The following is a 23,139-nucleotide window of genomic DNA, read 5'->3' as shown; positions in this document are numbered from 1 at the left end:
GGGGCGTCACGCCTTCCCCTGACGGTGCTCACCGGAACCACGACGACGGCGTACTTCAAAGCACCCGTACCAAGCGCTGAAGCCGATGAAGCACTGAGCTTCTCGAGCCGGGCCTCGATCAGGTGACGCCCGCCAAGGGCAACGAGCGAGGCCCCCGCGCAGTTGATCGAGATGTCTGACGTCTCAACCATGCTGCTCAGGGGCCTCGTTGGTCATCTATCCTGCCGCACTCGACCTGCCGCATGCGTTCGTGGAGTGGGCACCAGCTCATCGTCACCCATGTGGGTGACCGGCGCTGCAAGCTCCGCCCGTCCCAGCGCGCGATGGTGGCGCTGGTGTACCTGCGCGAACACACCACCCTGGCGAGATCGCTGCCGGGTTCGGGATCAGCGAGTCCACCGCCCATGCCTACACCAGCGCGGTCATCCACCTGCTCGCCCAGCGCGCGCGCCGGGTCTGCTGAACGTCTTGCGCGAGGCCGATCCCGACTTTGTTTTGCTGGACGGCACACTCGCCGAGTGCGACCGGGTCGGCGACTCACGCGCGGACTACTCCCACAAGCACCGCCGGCACGGAGTGGTGCAGGTGGTCACCGATCCGGACGGCCGGCTGCTGTGGCTCTCACCCGCACTGCCGGGCCGGGCTCACGACCTCACCGCTGCCCTAACCCCCGGATCATCCGCATCCGCGAGCGCCAGGGCGTGCCCATCCTGGCCGACCTCACCTACCAGGGCGGCGGCCCCTGGCTGACCACGGGCCTCAAGCGCAGGCCCCTGCAAGAACTCACTCCAACCGAGAAGACCGAACCGGGCTCTGGCCGCGGCACGCGCACCGGTCGAACGTGGTGTCGCCAGCCTGAAGTCCTGGCGGATCTTCCGCAGATGCCGCTGCAGTCCGAACCGCCTGGTGAGCTCGCACAATCGTGGAGTCAACGGACACGGCCCAGGCCAGGTCCTCATCAGTGTCGGCCTGGGCCATCAGCGCGGTGAACACCCGCTCCCAGGTGCCATCGACGGCCCACATCCGCAGCCGGTTGTAGACGCCCCGCCAGTTGCCGTACTTCTCCGGCAGGCGGACCCACTGCGTTCCGGTCTGGAACTTGAAGGCGATCGCGTCGATCACCTCACGATGATCCCGCCAGCAACCACCCCGCTTCGGAGTCCGGCGACTGATCCAAACGAAGCTGCACAGCAGTCGTTCATCACCGGCTGTCATCCTGCCGCCGGACAGCCGCTACGGCTGTCCGGCGACGCCTCCACCCGATTTGAGCAGCGCAGTACTGAGGAAACGAGTGGTTGATCAGGGGCAGTTGACGGCCGTGTCGCCGGTGTCGCGGTTGCAGGTGTCGAAACCGAGGCCGCCGTCGAGGCCGTCGTTGGCGATCACGTTGTCCACGGCGTTGAGGGTGTCGCTGCCCTCGCCGCCGATGTGCGTGTCGTTGCCGCGGCCTCCGGTGAGGGTGTCGTTGCCCTGGGCACCCTCGAGTGTGTCGTTGCCGTCGTCGCCGTTGAGGGTGTCGTTGCCGGCGTTGCCGTAGATGGTGTCGTTGCCGGCCAGCCCGGAGATCGTGTCGTTGCCGGGGCCGCCGTTGATGGTGTCGTTGCCCGGCGTCGCCCGCAGGCCAGTGGCATCCGGGTCGTCGCCGACGAGCCGGTCCGCCCGGGGGCCGCCGTTGAGGCGGTCGTCACCCGCACCGCCGATCACTGTTCCGGCGGCTTCCAGGTTCGGGGAGATGCTGACGCTGTCATCGGAGTCGTTGGCGTTGACCCGTATCGACGTGACGGGCAGCGGACACTCCGCCGTGTGCGTCCCCGTCGACTGACACGGGGCAACGGCGGACACGGTGTCCCCCGCGTCCGTCACCACGACAACGTTGCCCTGACGCCGGATGGTGATGTCATTCGCCACACCCTGGGCGGCCGTGACGCTAAGAGTGTCGCCCACCTCCTGCACGACCGTGGTGTCCGCCAGGCTTCCGCCGGGGGCCGCACCGGGCGCGGCGGAAGCGGCGGTCAGCGGAGCGCAGGTGAGTGCGCCGAGGGCCACCACCGTGGTGCAGATACCTCGTGTTCTCATCGGTGCCCGCCTTTCGTGTTGTCTCGCCGTCTACGGGTACTGACGTGCTGCTCACTCACGCCGGTCAGGGGCATCCGCTGACGTTGTCGCCCAAGTCGGCGCGGCAGTCGTCCACGTCAGCGCCGCCTTCGACGTAGTCGTTGCCGCTGACGTTGTCCACGGTGTCGATGGTGTCCCGGCCGTTGCCGCCCTCGGCGTAGTCGTTGCCGGCGCCGGCGACGATGCGCTCGTTGCCGCTGCCGCCGTAGATCACGTCGTTGTCGGCACCGCCGTCCACGATGTCCGAGCCGCCGCGTCCCTCGATGGAGTCGTTGCCGGAGCCGCCGAAGATCCTGTCCGCCTCGGCTCCACCGGTCAGGGTGTCGTTTCCGGCGCTGCCGGAAAGGAAGTCGGATCCCTCGTCGCCTTCGAGGGTGTCGTTGGCGGATCCGCCGTAGAGGTTGTCGTTGCCGGCTCCGCCGATGAGGGTGACGCCGAGGGCCGCCAGCGAGGAGGTGACGGTGTCGTCCTGGTCCCCGGCGCTGACCACCAGTTCGGTCGTGTCGGCGGCCCTGCAGGCGACTTCGGTCGTGCTGATGGCGGTGCAGTCGCCGGACGGTGCGACCGTGTCTCCGGTGTCTCTGATTCTGATGTTGCTGCCCGACTGCCAGACGCTGATCGTGTTGCCCCGGCCGACTCCGGCGGTGACCGTGATCGTGGTGCCGGTCTTGTTCACCAGCGTCGTGGCGAAAAGATGTGGCGTCGGTGCGTCGGCCGCGTGGGCCACGCCAGGGAGGCACAGAGTGAAACCGCACACCGTGGCCAGAAGTGCCCCGGTGCGATGGTGCGTTCTCTTCATGACCTGCTCCTGAAATAGGGCGTTGAATGTCGATCTCGCAACTGTGCGGAGTGCTTCCCGGCCGAGAATGCTGTGTTCGCTCGAAGGAGCGCTACCTTTTGCGGTCTGCCGACCGCGGCCGGGACCTGATAACCGGCTCCGGCGGAGTACCGGGGGAGAGGGTGTGGCCGCAAGCGCCGAACGTTCGGTGCGACCCACCCCGGCGCGACACCCGAATGTCCCTGCTGCATTCAATAGCCTCAGTCCGCGCTGACTCCTCCCATACCGCCATGGCCGACGCCCGCTCGACCGGTGATCGGCGCTGGCGCTTGGGCACCCAGAGCATGTCGGTATGTGAAGCCGTGCTGAAGCCGAATTTGCGCCATTGCCGAATACAAGGGTCTCCGCGCGTGGATCGTCGCCCTGGCCGGGAATGGGATCACCTGGGGAATGCCCGCCGTTTGACTTGCATCTGCCCCGGAGGTGTCAATTAACGATTCATTCGTACCGCATTCAATTGATCGCGGTACGGGTGATCTGCGCAGCCCGCGAGCTGGACCTGCCGATTGTGGCGCTGCGCTCCCGCGACGAGGCGGACGCGCTGCACGCCCGCATGGCCGACGAGGTCGTGGTGTTCGACGTCGAGGGGCCCAGGTCTGCAGCGAGGTCACGAAGACGCGCCCGAGGGCCTCCAGGGCGTAGGTGCCCTCGCACAGCTCGCCCGTCCCGGCCGCCGCGGTGACCGGGACGACGATCCAGGTGGCGACGTCGGCGAGCAGCTCGGGCATCCGCGGCTCGGCGCGGGCGAACTGGCGGGCGGCACCGGTGTCCATCGCCGACCCGGGCGCCAGCGTCGTCGACCTGACCATCGTGCGACTCGGGCTGGAGGGCCGGAGGCGCGAGGTCGCCGAGGTCACCCGCTGGCAGGGGGACGACCCGGCCGGTGTCTCCAGTTGGAGCGGCTGCACATGGCCATCGGCGGCACGTTCGTCAACCTCGCAATGCGACCTCGGCCCGGTCGAGCGCCGACTGGCCGTCATCGTGGGCTCCCGGCGGTGACCGATCGTTCCAGCGTCCGCACGGCGCTGCTGTCGCTGTGGTGGCCGGAGGCAGCGGGCGAGCCGACCCGGGCGGAGGTGACGGCCGCTCTGGAGTTGTCCTCGCAGCACACCGCGGTGCACGCGGCGGATGAAGTCTCAATTGGAGACTGCCCGGCTGCTGGTCCGGGCGCTGTTCGCGATGCGCGCAGCGTCCTGCTGGGCGACGTGACCCGGCGTCGCCCGGCGCGTTCGGGACTGCACGGTCTGCGTGGCCCACCAGAGCGGACGGGTGCCGCCCCAGGGCCTGCTGGTGGAGCTGCCCGGTGCCGGTGACGGCCGGCCTGCTCGTCGTGTTCGCCATGGGGTGGCTGACCCGGTGTCGCCGGTGACCTTCGTGGCAGCGGCGCGGATCCGGCGCCGGTGACCGTGGCGGACGGCGTTTGCTGGGCGCGTATTGATAGTCGGTTGCGGAATCGATCCGGGGACGTGTGCCCCCGGGTGTCGTCGGGGGGCGCACGCCGGACCGGACATGACGTCCACGGAAGTGGGGCTGGCCGCTGTGCGCGGCGGGCGGAGCCCCGCCGTCGAGGCGGCGGCGCTGCTGGCCACCGGTGGCACGGTAACGGGGTGACCCTCCTGTTACTGGACGGCGAGGCCGACAGTGTCCGGTCGGCACCCTCCGGTGCCCCGGGAATGCAGCCATCCGGATTGCGTGCCGCCCGAGGGATTGTCAGTGCAATGTCACATTACTATGTTGCACGTCACACAGTAGTGGCATGTACCCGTCATTGGTCTTGTCGCTCGCCGTGCGCACCGCTGCAAGGACCCATCCTCCACTCCGACACAGGAGCCGCAGGTGTCCCAGCGATCAAACGGCCGCCGCCGTCCCCTTCGCAGAGCCCTCCTTGCCGCGGCCGCCACGGTGACGCTGCTCGGGACCGGCGTCTGCAACGCGCCCGCCGCCGAGGCGCACACGCTGCCCCAACCCCGCCTCCTCACCGGCCCAGTTGTCTCCGCCGTCGGCCACCCGCACGACGAGGTCGAACGTCTCGCCTCCACACCCCGGCCCACGCCGCGACCGGCACCCGCGCCCGGTGCGCGCACCGGCACCCGCGTCCCCGGCCCATACACGTCGACCACCCCCACGGCAGCCGGGAACGCAAAGACCGCGTCCTCCTCGGCCGTCGCGTGCACCCTCGACGACGTCACCCGTCTCGGACCGGAGCAGTTCGCCGACTTCCTCGCCGACCCGGCCGTCACCGCCGACGGCTGCCTGCGCGACATCATCTGGACCTGGGACGCGCGTCTCGCGCCGGCCATGTCCGATGCGCATGTCCAGACAGTCTCCCGCCGCATCTCTGCCCTGGCCGCCGCCCACGACGGCAGGAACGGCAGCCACCTGCTGGAGATGCTCACTTACCTGCACGCGGTGGCCTACCACGACTTCTCCCGCAGCGAGATCGACCTCACCGACCCGCCCACCACCGAGACCATGCGCCGCGCCATCCACGCCTTCGGCACCGCCCGCCGGTCCTTCGACGCGACGCGCACCAACGCCGAGTCGCTGCGCGAGGCGCTCTATGCGGGTAGCGCCACCGGACTGCGCCATTCGCAACTCGGCCTGATACGCAAGGTGCTGGCCACCATGAACCGGTACCACACCATCACCTACAAGGATCCCTCCTGGGGAGGAGCGGCCCTCGCCGCGCTCTCCGTGAACTACCTCGGCGTCTACCCGGGCAACAACGACACCGCCTTCCACACGCTCGTCGCACGCAACGCCCCCTACCGCGACGCCTTCCGCGCGTTCTCCACCTACACCCACCTCAAGGGCACGCCCAACGAGTGGGTCGCGCGCGACGCCCTCGCCGAGTACGGCCGCTTCGGGCAGATCGCGCCCCTGACAGCCGCGATCGTGCCGGACCTTGGTGCGCTCCTCACCCCGGTCGTCCGTAACTTCGGTCGCGGCAGCGCGCCCTGGGCGCGGCTCGCATCCTGGCTCGACTTCTACGGAGCCTGCAGGCCCTACGCCGTCTGCAAGGACGACATCGAACGGGAGATTTTCCCCCGGACATACCGCTACGACAACGGGGCCATCGTGGTGCGCACCGGCCTCGACCGTGCCACCGTCGACCAGCTCTACTATGCGAGCAAGCAGGTCAAGGCGCAGTTCCACCGGGTGCTGGGCACCGAGGAGCCGCTCGTCGGCGACACCAACACCAGCCTCGCCATCGTCCTGTATGCCTCCCGCGCGGACTACGAGAACTACCATCCGCTGCTGACCGGCATGGATACCGACAACGGCGGCATCTACATCGAGCGCAACGCCACCTTCTACACGTACCAGCGCCGCGTCCCGCAGGACTCCTCGCTCACCCTGGAGGAGCTGTTCCGGCACGAGTACGTGCACTATCTCAACGGCCGATTCGCCGTGCCCGGTTACTTCGGTGAGGGACCCTGGTACGAGCGGGACCGCACCACGGCCATGGACGAGGGGACGGCTGAGTTCTTCGGCGGGGCCACTCGCGACGACGGTGTCGCCGCACGCAGGTCACTGGTCAGGAGCATCATCGCCGACACCGCGAACGGCCGCCCGCGGATGGATGTCGACCGGCTGCTGCACGCCACCTACGAGGGAGACGGCTTCCGCTTCTACGCTTACGCGGGCACGTTCTTCACCTACCTGCGGAGCGAACGCCCGGCCGAGCTGAAGGAGATGTACCGACACCTGAGGGCCGACGACCCGACCGCCTTCGACGCCTGGCGCGACAGGCTGGGCCGGGACACCGCGGTCCAGCGGGGCTACGACGCCTTCCTGCACGCCCGGATCGCCGAGGTCGACGACCTGTTCGTTCCGAACACCCGCTACCAGCCCAACGACCGGCTGAGGGACGCCACCGCCGCCGCGGTAGCCTCCTCCTTCGCTGCGGCGACCGGGGTGACGCCGCTCTGCACCGACAACGGTGACCCGGGCATGCGGCGATTCGTCTGCACCGGCCGGGTCACCGCCCGCCTCGAAGACGCCGGCAGCCCGGATGGGGTCTTCCAGGACATGTCCGAGACGGTCGACCACTTCCTGCTTGACCGCACCTCCGCGGCCTCGACCAACTTCGCTGACATGAACTGCTCCTTCGGCGAGGTGGAAATCTGGTCCGACCGGGAGGCAGGCACCTCGGACTACCGGTGCGAAGGACCACTGCGAAGCTGAGCATTGCCAGTCTCACGGCATGTGACGACGGCCGTCCAGCCCACGAACGCTCCCCGCATCGTTGCCGCTGCACCGAACGCTCTATGTGTCCCTGCGTACGGTGGAGATGCACCTCACCGGCGCGTACCGCAGCTCCCCATCGATGGCCGCTACCAGCGCCTGGCACTGGGCCCGTACGATCCCGAAGGGTTCGCGGCGATGGGCGTTGCCGAAACCCTGCTGCACACCTACGACATCACGCAGGGACTGTCCGTGCACTGGCTGCCACCAGTACCATTGAGTGCTGCAGTGCTCGACCGGCTCTTCCCCGCCGCCCCGCCCGGAGACCCCACCCAGGTACTCCTCTGGTGCACCGGCTGCGGAGAGCTCGACGGCCTCCCCCGCCAAACCTCATGGAGGTGGGAAGCAGCACGACCGGACTGATCGAGCTGACCCCGGCGAACATTCCCGGTCACAGCACTAAGACCGTGTCCTACGTGGTGAGGCGGACGAGTCGCTTGTAGCAGCAGAGTGCGGCGGCGAGGCCGAGAAAGGCCAGGTAGTTGCGGGGGTGACGCTCGTAGCGTGGGCTGAGTCGGCGGTAGCCGGACAGCCAGGACATCGTCCGCTCGATGACCCAGCGGCGTCGCCCTAATCGTTCGCTGGACTCGATCCCTTTGCGGGCGATGCGCACGCCGATGCGCTTCCATCTGAGCCATCTGCGCAGGTCGGCTCTGTCGTAGGCCTTGTCGGCGTGGAGCCGCTGGGGCTTGAAATGGCGGCCGTTGTGAGGGTCGTGTCTCGTTTGGTGACCCTCGATCATGGGCTTGAGCCCTTCGCTGTCGTGGGTGTTGCCGGCCGAGATGCCGACGAGGAGGGGCAGTCCGTTCGCGTCCGACAGGATGTGCATCTTGGAACCCGGCTTGCCCCGGTCCACGGGGCTCGGACCTGTGTGTTCGCCCCCTTTTTAGCCCTGACGTGGGCGGTGTCGAGGACGACGCGGGTGACGTCGATGAGGCCGGCGTCGTCGAGCCGGTGCAGCACGGCCTCGTGGAGGCGGCCCCAGACACCGGCTCTCGACCAGATCAGGAACCGGCGGTGAGCCGTCGACTTCGATATGCCGAAACAGGGCGGCGGTTGACGCCAAGCGCAGCCGCTTACCAACACGTAGACGATCGCCGCGAACAACGTCTCATCAGGGGTGTCCTGCGTTCCGCCGCCCTGCGGCCGCACTCTCGAGGGCGGGATCAGCGGTTGCGCGATCTCCCACAGCCCGTCCGGAACAATCCAACTCCACGTACCCCGCCCCATGCGCGGACCAACGACCGCCTCACCACGTAGGACACGGTCTAAGGGCTGTCCCGTAAATGATCTTCTGGTTACCTCGGGCATGGTGGCTCGCTGTGCGGCCTGCTTGCCTATCCGGCGAGAGCGAGGTTGTGCAGACGGGCGATGCCGAGCATGGCGTGGTGGACGCCGTCGCCTTTGAGGCGGCAGTCGCGGAGGATCTTCCAGGTCTTCATGCGGGCGAAGACGTGCTCGACACGGGCGCGGACCTGCTTGTGGGACTTGTTGTGTTTCTCTTTCCAGGCTGGCAGTTGGGCCTGGCCGCGCTCGCGGCGGTGCGGGATGACGAGTCCAGTGCCCGGGTAGCCGCCGTCGGCGATCGTGACCGTGTTGCCGACGGCGTCCTTGGCGCCGGACTCCTCCCATGCCTTGCAGTCGTTGCGGTTCCCGGCGAGTTGCCGGCCAACCACGACGACCAGGCGGGTGTCGGCATCAATGACGACCTGATGGTTGGTGGAGTACCGGTAGTTCTTCGACCGCTCGGCGATCGTGTGGTCGCGGGTGGGCACCAGGGTGCCGTCCACGATGAGCACGGTGTCCTTGCCGAACCGCTTGCGGGGCTGGAGTGCGAGCAGGGGTCCGAGGTGGTTGATGACTCGGCTGGCCGTCGACTTCGAGACGCCGAACAGCGGAGCGAGTTGCCGTAACGTCAGATTGGTGCGCCAGTAGGTCGTGACGAGCAACACCCGGTCCTCCAGCGGCAGTCTCCACGGCCGGCCTCGGTGGACCACATCTGCTCCATCGCGTCGCAACGTGGTCAGCAGCTTGCCGAAGCAGCGCGGGCTCAGCGCCGCGAACGGGGCTATCCAGGACGGCTCCGATGCCGTGATCACACTCGCCACATCATGATCATCACTCAGGCCGGCCCAACGCCGAGACAATCCCACAGTTACGCTGATCGGGGCAGTCCACAGTGCGCAAGACCGGGGGAAACCGTGAACCGACCACTGCTGTTCCTCGACGTGGACGGGCCGCTCAACCCCTACGCGGCCAAGCCGGAGAGGCGCCCCGACGGCTACATCACACTCAGAGTCCCCCGGAACGATGCCCATGAGGACGACAGGGGCCTCTCCTCCCGACGACGCCCCCTGCGTCTCTGGCTCAACCCAGAGCACGGACGAACCCTGCTCCAGCTCGGCTTCGAACTGTGCTGGGCCACCACATGGATGGACGACGCCAACCGGCGGATCGCACCGGTCCTCGGCCTTCCGGAACTTCCCTTCGTGGACTTCGGCGCCGTCCTGCTACAGGAACGCCCTGATGGAGTCCACTGGAAGACCGGACCGCTGGTGGACTACGCAGGCGGCCGTCCTTTCGCCTGGGTGGACGACGAGCAGAGCGAGCTGGATCAGACGTACGTGACCGCCCACCACCAAGGCCCCGGGCTCCTCCACCACGTCAACCCGCGGATCGGCCTGCGGGAGAACGACTTCCGCACACTCGCCGACTACGTCCGGTCCTTGAACACCTCACGAACCACCAGCTGAGCACCTCGCCGGCTCTTCAGGCCGCTCCGTACTCGGAGCCAAGATCGTTGCGACACAGCCCTTAGTTGCGCAGCCTTCGCACTACGGCTGCTCCTGAGCACTAGACCGTCGGTTAGCTTGCTTTCCTGTCTGGTCCCGGGCGACGAGGAAGGCCCGGACCGCTGCTGGTCCGGGCCTTGCTGTCTGACGGTGAGCGCTCCAACTTCACCGGTGTACTTGTAATGGGGGAATCTGGCGCGGATGTGACGCCGGCAGCCGCGCTTTCTACCAGCGCATGTCGAGGGCGTCGAGATCCGCGCGCCGTTCTGCTGGCAGCTTCGCGGCACGGCGGCGGATGTTGTCCAGGAACGATCCGAGCTTGATCTCCTCACCGTCGACGATCTCGATGTGCTTGCGCGCCGGCCGCAAGTGCCCTTCCCGGGCGTGGAACTGGCGGGCGGCCGCGAGGTTGGCCGCCCACCGGTCGCTCTGCGAACGCCGCGCCGGCACCACCACGCCCCTGCTCTCGGGATCCACGCCGATCGTCTGCAGGAGGTACTGTTGTGTCGGCGTCAGCTTGTCCCACGCGGCCACCTGCCCGGCGATCCACACTCCGAGGTCCTCGCCCTGGACGACGACGTCGCCCGGCCTGGCCGGGAGCGCGCCGCCGGCCTGCACGTGTGCGAGCGTCAGCCGGTACGCGCGTTGCCAGCCGATCTCCTACTCGGGTGCCCACCCCGGATCAATCTCGGAAAGCGCCTCCATACGGGCCTCGGACAGCTCCCCGGCATACGAGATGTCGGTCTCGCCGTTCGCGCGGCGTGCGGCGTTCTCACTGGCCTTCCTGGCAGCAGCCCGCATGTTCATCATCCAGGTCCCCAGGGGGAAGCCGTCCCAGGCCACCGCGGCGCCTGGGAGGCAGTGGCCGTGGACGGTTGCGTAGTCGCGGGCGACGGCGAGGCCGGCGTCCCACGCGGAGGTGTGCACGGACCAGACCATGCCGAGGTTCTCCAGCGCGGTGACCCGCTTGGCGTCCAGCGTCCCGGCCGCGTAATAGCGGCGTTGATCTGCGACCCAGACCCCCAGCGGATGTCCCGCACTGCTGTCCCAGTCCTCCGGACACACGAAGGTGTACGGCACGCGCAGCTCGCTGCTGCCGGTCTCGCGCAACCACCGTGTGGCTGCCTCGATGCCACGGCGCCAGTAGGCGCCTTCGGGGTCGATGACCCGCAGCCGGACGAACTGGGTGAGGACGGTCGGGTCGCGTTCCTCGCTGAACCGCAGTACTCCCGCTGCCGCGACCCCGACCGTCGGAACGAGGTCCTGCTCCTGGCCGTCCTCACCGCCAGTGTCCTCCGGCACGTCTTCGCCACCGTCGACGTCGTTCTCGGAGCGCCAACTGCCCCTGCGGAGACGGGGATCGGCAAGCGCCTCGACACCGACCAGGCCATGGGGGACGAGACGCTGGAGTTCGAGGCGGGCCGGGTGATGGCGGAGGAGATCGCGGGACCGCTGGGAATTACCGGTACAGGACGATCGAGTTGATCGGGGTCAGGTTCAGGTACTCCCCGTAGCCGGGACCCAGCACTTTGCTGCAGTCGCCGGTGCCGTTGTAACCGGTGCACAGCTTCACGTACGCGTCCTCGAACGGGCCGTTCTGGTTGTTCAGGACCCAGTGCTGGTTGACCTGGTTCGACAGGTTGTAGGTGGCGTAGCGGAAGTACTTGTTGGTGATGTCTCCGGCGCCGATGTTGCTGTAGCGGCCCTCGGCGTAGATGCAAACGTTGCCGTCCGGGCAGCCGGCCCAGTCCGCCTGAGCGGCGGCGGAGGCGCCGGTCGCGCCCATGAGCACGGTGGTGCCGGTCGCAGCGGCGACGGCGGCCACGGCCAGCAGGTTGCGGAGCTTGTTCCTCATGGTGGTTCCCTTCCTGGCTCTGTTTGACATGTCACATGCCTACCAGGGGGCGTTGCCGGGCGGGTACCTGACAGATGTCAGGGTGGAAACGTGGGAGTTGTCCGGAGCGAAGGACGCCGTCGGCACCGCCACCGTGATCGCCGACGGCGGCTACCGCGGCACCGGCCTGGTCATCCCGCACCGCCGCGAACCTGGCCAGACCGAACTCCCGCCCTGGAAAGAGGAACACAACGCGTCTCACCGCAAGGTCCGTGCCCGCGTCGAGCACGCCTTCGCCCGGATGAAGACCTGGAAGATCCTCCGCGACTGCCGTCTCAAAGGGCGACGGCGTCCACCACGCGATGCTCGGCATCGCCCGCCTGCACAACCTCGCCCTCGCCGGGTGACGAAGGGGCAGGCAGGTCAACGAACCCCGTCGTAGATCATTTATGGGACAGCGCTTAGGTGTCGTGCTGCGAGGCGGAGTTCGGCATCAGCCGCCCGCTGGCGTACCGGCTGCTGGACGTCGCCCGCGCCTTGGCCGCGTTCCCGTTCCGCGGCGGTGGCATCGGCCCGCTGATTCCGCCGGGTCAGCCTGATGCCAAACCAGGTGCCCATGAGCGTTGTTACTGCGGCGGGGGCGGCGCCGACGCAGACTACCGGCGTGATCGCGTCGATCAGGACGCGTCCGGTGTCCGAGACTGTACCTATTGCCAGGTGACATGAGTATTCGGTCCTACTCTTACCGCGCACAGACAGGCTGTCAGAAGGGGACTCGTATGGCCGACTCGCGTTGGGTTGCCGTGTTCAAGGTGACGGAGCTGGGCAAGACGTTCGAACGCCCCAAGCCAGTGGCAGGCTGGGACGACGGGGGCAACGCTCTGATCTTGGATCGCAAGGCCGGCCGTCTCGTCCAGGCCAACAAGGAACCCGGCTTCGTGGCTGTACGCGAGAGCGCTGGCTACGCCGACGCCTTCCCTGCCCCGCCAGGCTGGACCGTTAGATGGTGCAAGGACGGAGCCGACGACATCGTCGACCCTGTGGTCGGGTTCATAGAGGACCCTGCGGTCGACGGCGGCGTGCCGCTGATCGCGGACTTGGAAGCATGCGTTATCAGGCAGCTCCGTTCGATGTTGTCCGACAACCAAAGGCGAGGCCGCCGACCGATTCTGATGCCGCCGAACAGCGAATCTGCCCGGTGATCCCCCGAGACCAAGCCGCGTGCCGTGCCCAGGCGTAGTCGCTGCTCGACGTCGCTCACGCCCTGTCAGGAGGTCGACGTCCGTGGTCGCGGATCAGATGTCCGGCGTGACCGCATCGATCAGGACGCGCAGCTGGTGCACGACGTCCTGGACGCGGCGGTCGGCGCCCCTTGGGGCTACCCGCAGTGGGACGCCGACGACCCGGAAGGCGAGGACGTTCGGATCGCGTCCGTCGGCCAGCTCTCGGTGATCTACTTCGTCAACCGCGCCCTGCGGCACCTGTCCGTGCTGGACATTGTCTGGCTCGAGTAGCCACCCGGTGACACCGCCCCGCCCCTGGCATTGCAGCTGCCGGAGGCGGGCCGTTTCCAGTGTCGCAAGGGTCAGTGGGAGCAGTGCGTGCAGGACGGGGTGCCGGCGAACGCACATTCCGCCGCGGCGACGTCACGGCCGGTGAGGTGCGCGGCCGCGTCCAGCGAGGGAGACAGCGGACGGGGGATGGCAGTGCAGAGCCGGTAGGATCTGTCGGTGGTGATGTACCGGTCAGCCGACGCGGCATACGCTCCGGGATTCGTCGTCCGCGCAAGTTCTGCACCGCCCGGTGCCGCGGCCGCGACCAGGCCATGCGCCGCAGGGGTCTCCTTCCTTGCCTATGCCGACAAAGACGACGAAGGGTTCGGCCGGCAGTGCACCACAGCCACTGCTCTCGGTAGTGATCCGCGGGACCGTCTCCTCAGTCCACGCGGATTCCCAGTCGCGAGTTCGACCGAAGAGTTCGCCCGCAGAGTTGCGCCCATCATCAACGCTGCCGAGACGTTTCGCCCTGGAAACAGCGATTGGATGATCCGCAGCCGGGACAGCCATGAGTCATGGCTGCACCCAGTGATGAAGACCGCAGGTCCGGCGGTAGCGGGGACATCGCGAGGTCAGTGTCCGATGACCGGGGCACGGCAGGGCGGGGCAACGATGATGACGTGAGAGCGTGTGCGCCCGACGACGACACGCCGGCCCCACCAGCAGACGCCAGTATGGGCGAGGGGGGATGGGCGTCAGGCGAGGAGGAAAATACGAGAGGTCCTGCCGCGGGACAGGCTCAAGGCGATGGTGAAGCGGAGCCCGCTTCCGACTCTCCGGTAATGGACATGGCTCGCCTTGGAACGATCGCGGCGACGGTCATAACCGTCTTGGCTGCCCTGGGGGGGCTTGTTCTCGGCATCAGGGCTGAGCAACGAGCCATCAAAGAAGAGGAACGTGCTGCCCAAGCCGAGCAGCGAGCCAAATCCGAGGAGAGGCGCGCCATCCGAGACGAGGCACGCGCAAGGGACGAGCAGCAACAGGCCAGCGAGCGGGACAAGTCAACGTACGCGCGGCGCGTGGACTTTTACCGGGATATGAACACACTGACCGTTGTCAACGGTAGTACTCGGATCATGGATGTGCGCCTCGTCCTCAAGGACCCCGAGGTGTGGTGGGATCTCCAGGCTCTCCCACCATGCCAACAGTTTGACATCCCTACCGGACTGCTGATGAGCGCCATGTCGGCCAAGGAACCGTGGGTGAGGAAACATCTCACAGAGCAAGATTTGAGCAGACTCCGGCTGGAAATCTTGGACCCCAACGGCAAAGTGTGGCGCCGGGATAGCGGCGGGCTCGTCAAGCAGGCGGAAGACTGGGCACAGAAGCCGAAGGGGGTGCGCCTGGTCAGCGATGAACCGTGGCACATGAAGCCCGAGAAGTCTCCGTTCTGCGGATGAGGATCTCACGCATGGTTAGCCGTGCCCGCGCCGCCGCCCCCCGGCCACTTTCATGCAAGAACTTCGCCCCCAAGGGCGGTCCCTTTGATGCCGCTCGCGGGCATCAGTCGCGCGCAGGCGTACCGGCTGCTCGACGTCGCCCGTTCCCTCGCTGCGATCCACGGCGCCGTCACCGCCGGCACCGAGGCGTCTCGCACGCGAGACACAGGCCCGGCCGCGGCCGCGCTCGACTACGGTCTGTCCCGGCGCGCCCTGATCGCCGTGTCCGGCCGTAGCGGCGACGTCGCGGAGCTGATCAACCGCCGACTCGCCACGCTCGCCCTCAGCGGCCTCCAGGTCCTCGATGAGCCCACGGTGCGGGCGGTGGTTCTCCAAGCCGTCCGCGACATCCGCACCGCACCGCCTCCGCCGCCCGCCGATCCGTCGGCGGATCCCGCGCTCGCCACGCTGCGCCGCGGCATCGACGAACTCGCCGCCAGCACCTGGGCGATCGGCGAGCTGATGCGCGAAGTCGCACCGGCCTACCTGTCCAACGCCGAGGCTGCCGACCTCGCCCCGCTATGCGAGGAGATCGGCGAGCCCCCTCGAGCACGGCCTCGCCGCCCGCCGCTACGCGATGTCCGGCGACCGCCGCGCCCTGTCCGGCACCGTCCTGTAGACCACCACTCCCGGCTGCTCCTGTGTGGTGTCACGACCAGCCAGAGGTGAGGTTTGCGTCGACGACTTGAGAGCCTCTGGCCTGCGGGATCTCGACTAGGGCCGGACAACTCTCTGAGACGTCTGACCTGCTGCTTCTCTAATTCGAGGTCCTCTGACCTGGCACGCCGCAACTTGATCTGGACACACATCAACTGCTCTCGGACGCGGTATGAAGCAGTGACCGAGAAGGCTTTCTGGGGCCTGGGCGGTATGCCGGTGGGCGGGCGAGAGCCTGTGGCCCCCGCCCGACTGCCGGTGGGTGCGAGGGCTTCCCACTTGGCCTTGCTCGCGGCGATGATCGGCTGAGCATGCCGATGGCCGTAAGCGCGGCGGCCCGACGCCTGGGAGAGTTTCAGTGCCTGACCTGCCTGCCCCGAGCTCGACGGGTGTCCGGCGTTCGTCGCGGCTGCGGGGCGGGTCGTCGGGCTGGGGCGGGGCGGGCGGGTCGGTGGTGGCGAAGTGCTGCCAGCCCTGCCAGGTGGTCAGGGGCCAGGACGGCTCGGCCGTGTTGTCGGCGCTGCCCGGGTCGGCGTGTGCGCTGGGCGGTCGGTGCGCTGCGGGGTGGGGGCGGGTATTCACCACTTGTCGGCTTCCTCGTATGCGTCGTAGAGCCCGAATCCGGCGGCCGCGGCGGGGCGGGTGTCGTCCTCGGGGAGGTCGTCGAGTTCGTCGATGCTGTCGTCCTCGTCGTGCTGCGCCGACTCGCCGGTGGTGGGGCCGGTGCCGTGGTGCGGGTGCCGGGCGGCGGGAACCGGCAGCGTGGTGGCGCGGGCGAGGAGAGCTTGTTCGGTGGTGGTGGCGTGGCCGGTGTGGACGCGGCGCATGAGCTGGTCGAGGGCGTCGGCCAGGCCGGCCTCATGCTGCTGGGTGTCGTCGTGGTTGCTGTGGTGGGCGTGGGCGCGGATGCTGCCAGGTGTGGTCGTTGAACGGCTGGTGGACGTGGTCGCGGTGGATCCACGGGATTTCGGTCAGCTCGCCGTCGGGCAGGCGCACCCAGATCTGGCGGACGTCATGCGGGTTGTAGTGGATCTCCCACTTCCCGCCCCGGCCGGCGACGGGGGAGGTCTGGCCGCGGTACGGGGCGAGGAGATCGTGGTCGTAGGTGCGGTGGTGGATGGTGATGCCGGCGGGGGTGATGGCCTGCCAGCGCACGGGCAGCAGCTCGAGGTAGCCTCTCACCTGGTGGTTTACGACAGGAATGTGGAAGTGGCCCGCCATGAGCGGCTGATTGCCAAGGGCGGCTGCCGCTTGGAACTGGACCACTACCTCGAAGCCCTGATTCGCAAGCCAGGTGCTTTCCCCGGCGCGACCGCACTCGAGCAGGCCCGCTCCGCCGGCAAGTTCACCCCTGTCCACGACGCCTGGTGGACGGCAGCGGTCAAGGCACATGGCGACACGGAGGGCACCCAGGCCTTGATCGAGGTGCTCTTGATGGCCCGGCACATCCCGCACGAGCACCTGGTCGCCGGTCTGGCGACAGCGTTGCGGGCCGGGGCCCTGACCGCGGACGCGGTCGCCCTGGAGGCTCGCAAAGCCGCCCCGACTGAGGACGAACCTGCTCCAGCCACCTCGTCTGCGCTGGCCACCGGGCAGCCGCCGGCGACCGTGACGTTCCTGCACGAGTGGAAGCTGAACCACCTGCCGCCGGACACCAGGCCGCTTCCCTCGGTGACGCCCTACGACCAGTTGCTCCGACGTCGCGCCAGCGGCGGTGACCACCGAGAGGGAGAAGTACAGTGACCCTGCCCCGCCAGCGAGGATTGACCGAGCAGGCCGCCACCACCGCCATCGACACCGCCTGCCGTCTGCTGCGGCTGCCGTCGATCCGCAACGAGTTCGCCGACATCGCTGACCGGGCCGCCAAGGACCAGATGACCTACCGCGGGTTCCCCGCCGAGCTGCTGATGGCGGAGTGCGACGACCGGGCCCGTCGGCGCTCGGAACGGCGGATCAAGGCAGCCGGGTTCCCGAGGGAGAAGTCACTGCGGACCTTCGACTTCGACGCCAACCCCAACATCGACGCGGCCACCGTCAACACCCTCGCCAGCTGCGAGTGGATCAAAAAGGGGCAGCCCCTCTGCCTGATCGGCGACTCCGGCACCGGCAAGTCCCACATGCTCATCGCTCTGGGCACCGAGGCGGCCATGAAGGGCTACCGGGTCCGCTACACGCTGGCCACGAAGCTGGTGAACGAGCTGGTCGAGGCCGCGGACGAGAAGCAGCTGAATAAGACCATCGCCCGCTACGGTCGCGTCGATCTTTTGTGCATCGACGAGCTCGGATACATGGAACTGGACCGGCACGGCGCCGAGCTGCTGTTCCAGGTTCTGACCGAGCGGGAGGAGAAGAACAGCGTCGCCATCGCCTCAAACGAGTCGTTCGGCGGCTGGACAAAGACCTTCACCGACCCCCGTCTCTGCGCCGCCATCGTCGACCGGCTCACCTTCAACGGCACCATCATCGAGACCGGAACCGACTCCTACCGCCTGGCCAGCACCCGAGCATGGCTTGCGGGGGCATGGGGGCGAGAAGCGCCGCAGCCACGGGAAAGCGGGAGACACCGTGGAAGACGGGGAAGATGCCGTGGGGAGCTATAGAGAACATGGCGGGCCTGCGTCCGACGCCGGCGCGGTCGGCCCACGTAAGCAGTACGCCAGAGCTCTGCGGGCCGTGTACCGCAGGATCCAGGACGAAGCGCCTAAGACCGGTGGACGCCTGTCCCACAAGATCCTTCAGTCTTATGGCGAGGTGTTGGCCGCCCAGCGCCCGGACGAGAAGGTCGACTACGACTACACCTCCATCTCGCGGTTCTTAAGCGGCGAGCGCACCGCCCCGGCCCCTTTCATCGATGTTCTGGCCTTCGCTGGCCAGCAGGTTGGCGTGCCGGTAAGCGACGAGGAGGACGCACGCCTGCGCCGCCTCCACTTCGATGCACTGCTCGACGGCGCCAACCCCGAGGAGTTGAACGCCTACCTCAGGGACAAGCTGACCCGCATCCACCAGACTTTGGCAGACACCCTGCGCCGCATGTCCTGGATGACGGAGCATCACGCCAGAGACGTAGGCCTGATTGACCACCAGGCGCTGGTGGACCATGTCGGAAAGATTCTCGGCAGCGTCTGCCCTCAGTTGGAGAGCCTACGCGCGGAGCGTGACCTGGCTCGTGAGGCCCAGGCCAAGGCGGCAGCCGAAATCGATGACCTGTTGGAGACGACGCGTCGGCAGTACCGGGAGCTGGAACAGGCCGGCTCCCACACCCAGAGCCTGGAACAGCAATTGGCTCGACGGCCTACCGACCTGGGGGAGGGGACGTTCTCCCTTCGAGAGCTCTACCGCCTTCCGCCTGGTTCCTACACTAAGAGCAGCAGCTATTTAGCGTTCGGGACGAGGTTCGGACACCGGGAGCTCGCCCGAGTGAGCCTCATGCCTGCCGAAGACTCCGGGCGGGAGAGATTCCACTTGCTCCCAGCTGTCCCGCTCGCAGTGACAGGCTCCCTGGTTTCCCACTGGCTGGGCGGCAGGTTGCTCGGTCCTGTCCGTCTCGAAGACCTTGCGGGAACGCTCGTCCGGAACATCCTCTCCGTCGGCATCGGTTACGTCAGGGTCCTCCTTCTGGGCGTACTGGTGAACCAGGCCGTGTACCTCGTGTTCCGGCCGGCCCATAAGCACGGATCGACCACCGATCCTTTCGCCCGCTGGCGGATCACAACGCACGCGATCATCGGTGCAGGCGCCGTGTGGGGCATGTTCGACCCGCTCCTGCCCAGCTTGTCCTGGCTCGACGGAGCCCTCGCGCTCAAAGCCTTCGGGGCCCTAGCCGCGGCCTACATCATGGCCCTGGCCTCCTGGGGTGGTCGGCGCCTGATCTTCACAATCCACCGGTAACCCAGCTCGGCACACCTCTCTTCGCCCATAGGCTCGTAGACAGGCAACACCTGGCCAAGAACTGGGACTGGAACCATGCAACCCTCGGCAGGATCAGCTAACACGGGGTAGCCGGGCGGCCAGAGCGCTGACGCGCGGGTCGCGGTCGAGCAGCATCACGTGCATTCGCATCGCTGCGGACCCGTGGTGCACCAGCCGTCCGGCTGTGGCCGACCACCACCACCCCGGCGCCAGCCGCTTGCCTTTGCGGGCCGGGAACGGCTTCAGTGGCGGACAATTTTCGAAGGCCACCTCGGCGGCGGCTGACGACCATCTCCAACACTCCCTAGCCCCGCCTGCAGCCTGGAACAGCACATCCACCGACTCGACTTCGAGCGGTGCCCTCGCTCCGTCCCACCCGGCATCCTGCATACAGAACCAAACGGCTTATCGGCCCATCCGGTAATGGGCATGCCCGTCCATCGGCAGATCTCAGCGCCCGGACTGTTCTGCAGCCCAGTCGAGTCCGAGGTCGGCGAGGGCGGTGAGTTTGTCGGTGGTGAGTTTGGTGCGCCTGGTCTTGGTGTTGCTGAGGAACACCCCGAGTCGGACCTCCGTGCCGTCTTCCAGCCGTTCTACGTGGCCCCTGGGGACCTTCACGGAGCCCGTGCGGGCTTTGTATTGCGCGAGGGCCGCAATGCCCCGCTCGAAGGCGCCGGAGGCCGTCTTGGGGGCCTTGGCGGGCGTCTCCTGCTCCTGCGGCAGCGGTGTGATGCCGAGTTGCTCCAGGCGCTGGCGCTGCCCGTCCGTCAGGGCCTCCCACCCCTCGGGCTTGCGCTGTCGGGCCAGCCATTTGCCGATGTCCATTCCGTGGATGGTGACGCCGGGGAGGATGTGGGCCTGGCCGTCTTCGTCGCGTAGGAGCTCGCGTACGCAGACGTAGTGGCGTTGCCAGTCGGCCGGCCACTCGGGGTTCCAGTGCTCATCGACCTCGACGAGCGCCTGCTTCCACTCGGGGTGCCCGTCCAGCGCACCCGGGCGCCGGAGGTTGGACAGCCATTGCCCTACCGGCCGGTCCAGGGCCACTGCGGACCTCGGGGCACAGAGGGTCCAATGCTGGTCGTAGTAGGCCTTGGCCGCCTCTAGGTTCTCTTGGAACCGCTCGTCGGCCATGGACCAGACCATGCCGAGCCGCTCGAGCCGGCGGGCGCGCTGGCCGTTCATCTCCCCGGCCGCGTAGGCCCTGCGCTGCTCCGCGACCCACTGCCCAAGGGGTGTTGCTCCCTCGCGGTGTCCGTAGGGCACGCGGGCATGGCCCTCCCGCTCCACGTACGCCTTGAGCTTCGCCCAGCCACGCGCCCAGTCCTGCTTCTCGGTGTCGATCACGTTGAAGGACACCCAGTTCGCGACCATCACCGGGTCGCGCGGAGCGGCAAAACGGAGCAGAAGGCGGGATTCGTCCTCGTCTTCCTCGGGTTCCGTGCCGATGTTCACGGATGGCTGCGCGACGTCTTTCTGCGGTTCTTGCGGGATGGCGAGCAATTCGATGGCTTCTTCGTCGTGGGCGCGCAGCCCTTCAAGGACTTTCACCAGGGGGCGATATGATCCGGAGCCGATCATGTCCTCTGGTGTTTCTCCCGGCTGGAGGAATACCGGCACGATCAATGAGGCGAGCTTTCCCTGTCCGGGCTTTTGCCGCAATGCGCGGCCGATGGCCTGGACGATGTCGTGGGGGGCGCCCTTGGGGTCGAGCAGGGCTACGGAGTCCACGGCTCGGATGTCGACGCCCTCGCCCAGGACGCGGCAGTTGGAGAGCACGGCCCGCTGCGCGGTGGACCCGAACGAGCCGAGGACTTCCCGCCGGCGCTCGGGGGCGTGCTCGCCGCACAGCCAGTTGGCCCAGATCCGCTTCGGGTACTTCTCGGGCTGGTCGGCGTGCAGCTTGGCCCCGACGCGCTGCAGGCCCTCCGCGTACGCCTGTGCCTCTATCGTCCGGTGGTGGAAGGTGATACACGTCTGGAGACCGTGCTGCGCCATAGTGTGCAGCAGCGCGGCCTGGAGCGCCCCGAGCCTTTGCCCGCGGACTTCTTCGCTGTACCGGTCCTCGCCATAGAGCCGCTCGGGAGTCAGGACCGGGTCCTTCAGCTCCAGCACGATGATCTGGTACCGCGCCAACAGGCCCCGCGATACGGCGGAGGCGAGCGAGAGCTTGTACAGGACGGGCCCGAAGACCTTCTCGTCGTCCATGGACGCCGCCATCTCCTGCGGCAGCGGATCCCGTACCCCTTCAGCGACCTCCCGATGGAGGCGCTCTTCCCAGATCCGCGGGGTGGCCGTCAGGTACAGCCGGCGGCAGGCCGGGATGACGCTCTGGTCGTGGATGTCCGCCCAGACCTTGCCCATCGAACCCGAAGCCCTGTGGGCTTCATCAACCACCGCGAGGTCTACTGGATCAAGCTTCTGGCCGTAGGCACCCTCGAAGGCCTCCGCCAGGACACCGAGGCTGGCGTAGGTCGCGTAGATGGTGACGGGCCCCTGGCCGTGCCACAGCGCCAGCTGCACCGGGTTCGTGGTGGAGCGCACCTTCAGGTTCCACAGCTCCGGGTCGTCCTGGAGCGAGCACACCGCAACCGCCGGCCCCTTGTGCCCGGCCTCGTGCCACGCCTTCACCGTCTGGGCCAGCAGCTCCAGGGTCGGCACCAGGACCAGCACCCGCCCATGAGGCACCATCCGCCGCGCAGCGGCCGCGGCCATGATGGTCTTCCCGGTCCCGCACGCCGCATGGACCTGCCCGCGCAGGCCGGCCGCGGGAATCCCCCCAGGCGGGACATCGAGACCGCGGACGATGGCGTCAACGGCCTCAATCTGATGGTCACGCAGCTTCACAGCCGCCCCCTGCCTTCCCGAGCACCCGGTCCCTCATCCAGTGCCAGGTAGCGACGGAGCAAGCGCTCTGCCAACTCATGGTTGTAGTGCTGCGCGACCTGCAAAGGGGTGTCACGTCCGCGGCCGGCATCTGCGGGTCAGCGCCGTAGGCCAACAGGATCGAGGTAGCAGCTGTGTTCAGCGGGTGACCCGACTGAAGATGGCCGTCTCCTTCGATGTCAATGGCATGGGTAAGCAACGTGTGACCGAAGCACAGCTCGTTCGGGTCGGCTCCGGCATCCAGAAGCACAGTGAGCGCCTCGTAGTCGCTCAGTTCTACGGCCTGATGCACAGGCGTCCAACCCTCCACACTGCCAACCACTTGCCCGATTTCACCATGCACTACTACCTCCCATGCATACACAAGGGCCGAGCAAATCCGAACCAGGAAGAGCCCACGCCCGGGGATGCCGTCTACTCCCAAACTCTACACAGTGCATCATGATGATGCACTCCTCTTGTAAAGTTCCGGTTGACCGGAGTGACACGTAGACAGTCACGCCTCCTGACTGACAGTTCACGTGTATGCTGATTGGGGTGCTGTGGGGAGGGCTCACAGGCTTGGGGGAGTCAGCGAGGGGGTTCGGGTGGAGCACAGCGGAACCCGTCACTGCGGCGTGGCAGGTGCCCGGTTCACGCCGACGCACCGTCACTTGCCTTGCGGGGGTAGTGGGCTGGTTTCCCAGTAGCTACACAGGCCCAAGCGTGATGCACCCTCCCCTCGTAGCCAGCCTCAGGAATCCCGCTTGCGGGATTCCTGTCAATTCGCGCTTGCGCGAATTGACACGCTTTTAGAATTCCGCTTGCGGAATTCAAATTCCCGCGCTTGCGCGGGAATCTGGCGGAGCGTCAGCGGAGCCAACGCCCG

The 23,139-nt window shown here is 67.6% G+C and carries 20 protein-coding genes and 6 pseudogenes; 14 read left to right on the top strand and 12 right to left on the bottom strand.

Annotation, left to right across the window (positions count from 1 at the left end; translation table 11 throughout):
• Positions 1 to 208: 208 nt before the first annotated feature.
• A pseudogene (locus tag HNR57_RS34915) lies at positions 209 to 912 on the top strand (transposase); the annotation flags it as partial.
• 87 nt (positions 913 to 999) lie between these two features.
• Here HNR57_RS34915 and HNR57_RS34910 read toward each other — a convergent pair.
• The 3 genes and pseudogenes from HNR57_RS34910 to HNR57_RS34900 all read right to left on the bottom strand — a co-directional run.
• Positions 1,000 to 1,215: pseudogene (locus tag HNR57_RS34910) on the bottom strand (transposase); the annotation flags it as partial.
• Positions 1,216 to 1,299: 84 nt separating this feature from the next.
• A complete protein-coding gene (locus tag HNR57_RS40450) occupies positions 1,300 to 2,076 on the bottom strand; it encodes a calcium-binding protein (RefSeq protein ID WP_184566654.1) in 777 nt (258 codons plus the stop codon).
• Between the two features lie 64 nt (positions 2,077 to 2,140).
• Positions 2,141 to 2,914, bottom strand: coding sequence for a calcium-binding protein (locus HNR57_RS34900; RefSeq protein ID WP_184566652.1), 774 nt, complete (start codon positions 2,912 to 2,914; stop codon positions 2,141 to 2,143).
• Between the two features lie 681 nt (positions 2,915 to 3,595).
• Here HNR57_RS34900 and HNR57_RS41010 point away from each other — a divergent pair.
• From HNR57_RS41010 to HNR57_RS34890, 3 genes and pseudogenes are all read left to right on the top strand, one after another.
• Positions 3,596 to 3,952, top strand: a complete 357-nt coding sequence (locus HNR57_RS41010) for a hypothetical protein (protein WP_184566892.1) — start codon at positions 3,596 to 3,598, stop codon at positions 3,950 to 3,952.
• 23 nt (positions 3,953 to 3,975) lie between these two features.
• Positions 3,976 to 4,132 (top strand): annotated as a pseudogene (locus HNR57_RS41110) (sigma-70 family RNA polymerase sigma factor); the annotation flags it as partial.
• Between the two features lie 657 nt (positions 4,133 to 4,789).
• On the top strand, positions 4,790 to 7,141 hold the full coding sequence (locus tag HNR57_RS34890) for a collagenase (RefSeq protein ID WP_184566650.1): 2,352 nt from the start codon (positions 4,790 to 4,792) through the stop codon (positions 7,139 to 7,141).
• 472 nt (positions 7,142 to 7,613) lie between these two features.
• On the opposite strand, the gene HNR57_RS34885 is transcribed toward HNR57_RS34890, so the two are convergent.
• Together HNR57_RS34885 and HNR57_RS34880 are read right to left on the bottom strand one after the other, a co-directional pair.
• Positions 7,614 to 8,431 (bottom strand): IS5 family transposase gene (locus HNR57_RS34885; protein WP_184566648.1). Its coding sequence is split into 2 segments (ribosomal slippage): positions 7,614 to 8,089 and positions 8,089 to 8,431, totalling 819 coding nucleotides; the frame shifts between segments, so codons are not numbered across the junction.
• Positions 8,432 to 8,538: 107 nt separating this feature from the next.
• Positions 8,539 to 9,309 carry a transposase gene (locus HNR57_RS34880; RefSeq protein WP_184566646.1) on the bottom strand — a complete coding sequence of 257 codons (771 nt, stop codon included), beginning with the start codon at positions 9,307 to 9,309 and terminating at the stop codon, positions 8,539 to 8,541.
• Positions 9,310 to 9,402: 93 nt separating this feature from the next.
• Here HNR57_RS34880 and HNR57_RS34875 point away from each other — a divergent pair, with 93 nt between their 5' ends.
• Positions 9,403 to 9,954 (top strand): hypothetical protein, encoded by a 552-nt coding sequence (locus tag HNR57_RS34875; RefSeq protein ID WP_184566644.1) that lies wholly within the window; start codon positions 9,403 to 9,405, stop codon positions 9,952 to 9,954.
• Positions 9,955 to 10,218: 264 nt separating this feature from the next.
• Here the strand turns inward: HNR57_RS34875 and HNR57_RS40015 are convergent, their stop codons facing one another.
• Both HNR57_RS40015 and HNR57_RS40010 read right to left on the bottom strand, forming a co-directional pair.
• On the bottom strand, positions 10,219 to 10,611 hold the full coding sequence (locus HNR57_RS40015) for a helicase associated domain-containing protein (protein WP_313675629.1): 393 nt from the start codon (positions 10,609 to 10,611) through the stop codon (positions 10,219 to 10,221).
• 42 nt (positions 10,612 to 10,653) lie between these two features.
• Entirely contained in the window at positions 10,654 to 11,295 is a 642-nt protein-coding gene (locus tag HNR57_RS40010) for a helicase associated domain-containing protein (protein ID WP_313675627.1), read from the bottom strand.
• A 69-nt stretch (positions 11,296 to 11,364) separates the two neighbouring features.
• Between HNR57_RS40010 and HNR57_RS40005 the strand changes: the two are divergent.
• A pseudogene (locus HNR57_RS40005) lies at positions 11,365 to 11,478 on the top strand (DUF5063 domain-containing protein); the annotation flags it as partial.
• Here the strand turns inward: HNR57_RS40005 and HNR57_RS34865 are convergent.
• Positions 11,453 to 11,848 (bottom strand): hypothetical protein, encoded by a 396-nt coding sequence (locus HNR57_RS34865; RefSeq protein WP_246555269.1) that lies wholly within the window; start codon positions 11,846 to 11,848, stop codon positions 11,453 to 11,455. The pseudogene HNR57_RS40005 and the gene HNR57_RS34865 overlap by 26 nt on opposite strands.
• A gap of 85 nt (positions 11,849 to 11,933) precedes the next feature.
• Between HNR57_RS34865 and HNR57_RS34860 the strand changes: the two are divergent.
• The 5 genes and pseudogenes from HNR57_RS34860 to HNR57_RS34840 all read left to right on the top strand — a co-directional run.
• Positions 11,934 to 12,234 (top strand): annotated as a pseudogene (locus HNR57_RS34860) (transposase); the annotation flags it as partial.
• Between the two features lie 372 nt (positions 12,235 to 12,606).
• A complete protein-coding gene (locus HNR57_RS34855; protein WP_184566642.1) occupies positions 12,607 to 13,029 on the top strand; it encodes a hypothetical protein in 423 nt (140 codons plus the stop codon).
• A gap of 135 nt (positions 13,030 to 13,164) precedes the next feature.
• Positions 13,165 to 13,341 (top strand): hypothetical protein, encoded by a 177-nt coding sequence (locus HNR57_RS34850; RefSeq protein ID WP_246555267.1) that lies wholly within the window; start codon positions 13,165 to 13,167, stop codon positions 13,339 to 13,341.
• 824 nt (positions 13,342 to 14,165) lie between these two features.
• Complete coding sequence (locus HNR57_RS34845; RefSeq protein ID WP_184566640.1) at positions 14,166 to 14,783, top strand: hypothetical protein; 618 nt, start codon at positions 14,166 to 14,168, stop codon at positions 14,781 to 14,783.
• Between the two features lie 87 nt (positions 14,784 to 14,870).
• The gene (locus HNR57_RS34840) at positions 14,871 to 15,491 is read left to right on the top strand and encodes a hypothetical protein (RefSeq protein ID WP_184566890.1); all 621 of its coding nucleotides are present in this window, start codon (positions 14,871 to 14,873) and stop codon (positions 15,489 to 15,491) included.
• Between the two features lie 566 nt (positions 15,492 to 16,057).
• On the opposite strand, the gene HNR57_RS40000 is transcribed toward HNR57_RS34840, so the two are convergent.
• Both HNR57_RS40000 and HNR57_RS34835 read right to left on the bottom strand, forming a co-directional pair.
• Complete coding sequence (locus HNR57_RS40000; RefSeq protein WP_246555265.1) at positions 16,058 to 16,306, bottom strand: hypothetical protein; 249 nt, start codon at positions 16,304 to 16,306, stop codon at positions 16,058 to 16,060.
• A gap of 31 nt (positions 16,307 to 16,337) precedes the next feature.
• A complete protein-coding gene (locus HNR57_RS34835) occupies positions 16,338 to 16,661 on the bottom strand; it encodes a Mu transposase C-terminal domain-containing protein (protein ID WP_313675621.1) in 324 nt (107 codons plus the stop codon).
• A 21-nt stretch (positions 16,662 to 16,682) separates the two neighbouring features.
• On the opposite strand from HNR57_RS34835, the gene HNR57_RS34830 reads away from it, so the two are divergent.
• From HNR57_RS34830 to HNR57_RS34820, 3 genes and pseudogenes are all read left to right on the top strand, one after another.
• The gene (locus HNR57_RS34830; protein WP_246555261.1) at positions 16,683 to 17,222 is read left to right on the top strand and encodes a hypothetical protein; all 540 of its coding nucleotides are present in this window, start codon (positions 16,683 to 16,685) and stop codon (positions 17,220 to 17,222) included.
• A pseudogene (istB, locus tag HNR57_RS34825) lies at positions 17,219 to 17,986 on the top strand (IS21-like element helper ATPase IstB); the annotation flags it as partial. The gene HNR57_RS34830 and the pseudogene istB, both read left to right, overlap by 4 nt.
• A 58-nt stretch (positions 17,987 to 18,044) precedes the next feature.
• The gene (locus tag HNR57_RS34820) at positions 18,045 to 19,367 is read left to right on the top strand and encodes a hypothetical protein (protein WP_184566639.1); all 1,323 of its coding nucleotides are present in this window, start codon (positions 18,045 to 18,047) and stop codon (positions 19,365 to 19,367) included.
• 471 nt (positions 19,368 to 19,838) lie between these two features.
• On the opposite strand, the gene HNR57_RS34815 is transcribed toward HNR57_RS34820, so the two are convergent.
• Together HNR57_RS34815 and HNR57_RS41000 are read right to left on the bottom strand one after the other, a co-directional pair.
• Entirely contained in the window at positions 19,839 to 22,232 is a 2,394-nt protein-coding gene (locus HNR57_RS34815; protein ID WP_184566637.1) for a DEAD/DEAH box helicase, read from the bottom strand.
• The gene (locus tag HNR57_RS41000) at positions 22,219 to 22,563 is read right to left on the bottom strand and encodes an ankyrin repeat domain-containing protein (RefSeq protein ID WP_376772325.1); all 345 of its coding nucleotides are present in this window, start codon (positions 22,561 to 22,563) and stop codon (positions 22,219 to 22,221) included. Before HNR57_RS41000 ends, HNR57_RS34815 begins: the two co-directional genes overlap by 14 nt.
• Positions 22,564 to 23,139 lie beyond the last annotated feature (576 nt).

It is taken from the genome of Streptomyces paradoxus (assembly GCF_014202475.1).
In the GTDB taxonomy this organism is placed as follows: domain Bacteria; phylum Actinomycetota; class Actinomycetes; order Streptomycetales; family Streptomycetaceae; genus Streptomyces; species Streptomyces paradoxus.
Note: the sequence above shows the minus strand (reverse complement) of the source record. Positions and strands in the feature narration are given on the sequence as shown.

Bases quoted from the DNA above. Each gene is read 5' to 3' on its own strand.
- HNR57_RS40000 (WP_246555265.1), bottom strand. From the start codon at position 16,306: ATGCGCCGCGTCCACACCGGCCACGCCACCACCACCGAACAAGCTCTC.
- HNR57_RS34845 (WP_184566640.1), top strand. From the start codon at position 14,166: ATGGACATGGCTCGCCTTGGAACGATCGCGGCGACGGTCATAACCGTC.
- HNR57_RS34855 (WP_184566642.1), top strand. From the start codon at position 12,607: ATGGCCGACTCGCGTTGGGTTGCCGTGTTCAAGGTGACGGAGCTGGGC.
- HNR57_RS34900 (WP_184566652.1), bottom strand. From the start codon at position 2,914: ATGAAGAGAACGCACCATCGCACCGGGGCACTTCTGGCCACGGTGTGC.
- HNR57_RS34865 (WP_246555269.1), bottom strand. From the start codon at position 11,848: ATGAGGAACAAGCTCCGCAACCTGCTGGCCGTGGCCGCCGTCGCCGCT.
- HNR57_RS40450 (WP_184566654.1), bottom strand. From the start codon at position 2,076: ATGAGAACACGAGGTATCTGCACCACGGTGGTGGCCCTCGGCGCACTC.
- HNR57_RS34840 (WP_184566890.1), top strand. From the start codon at position 14,871: ATGCCGCTCGCGGGCATCAGTCGCGCGCAGGCGTACCGGCTGCTCGAC.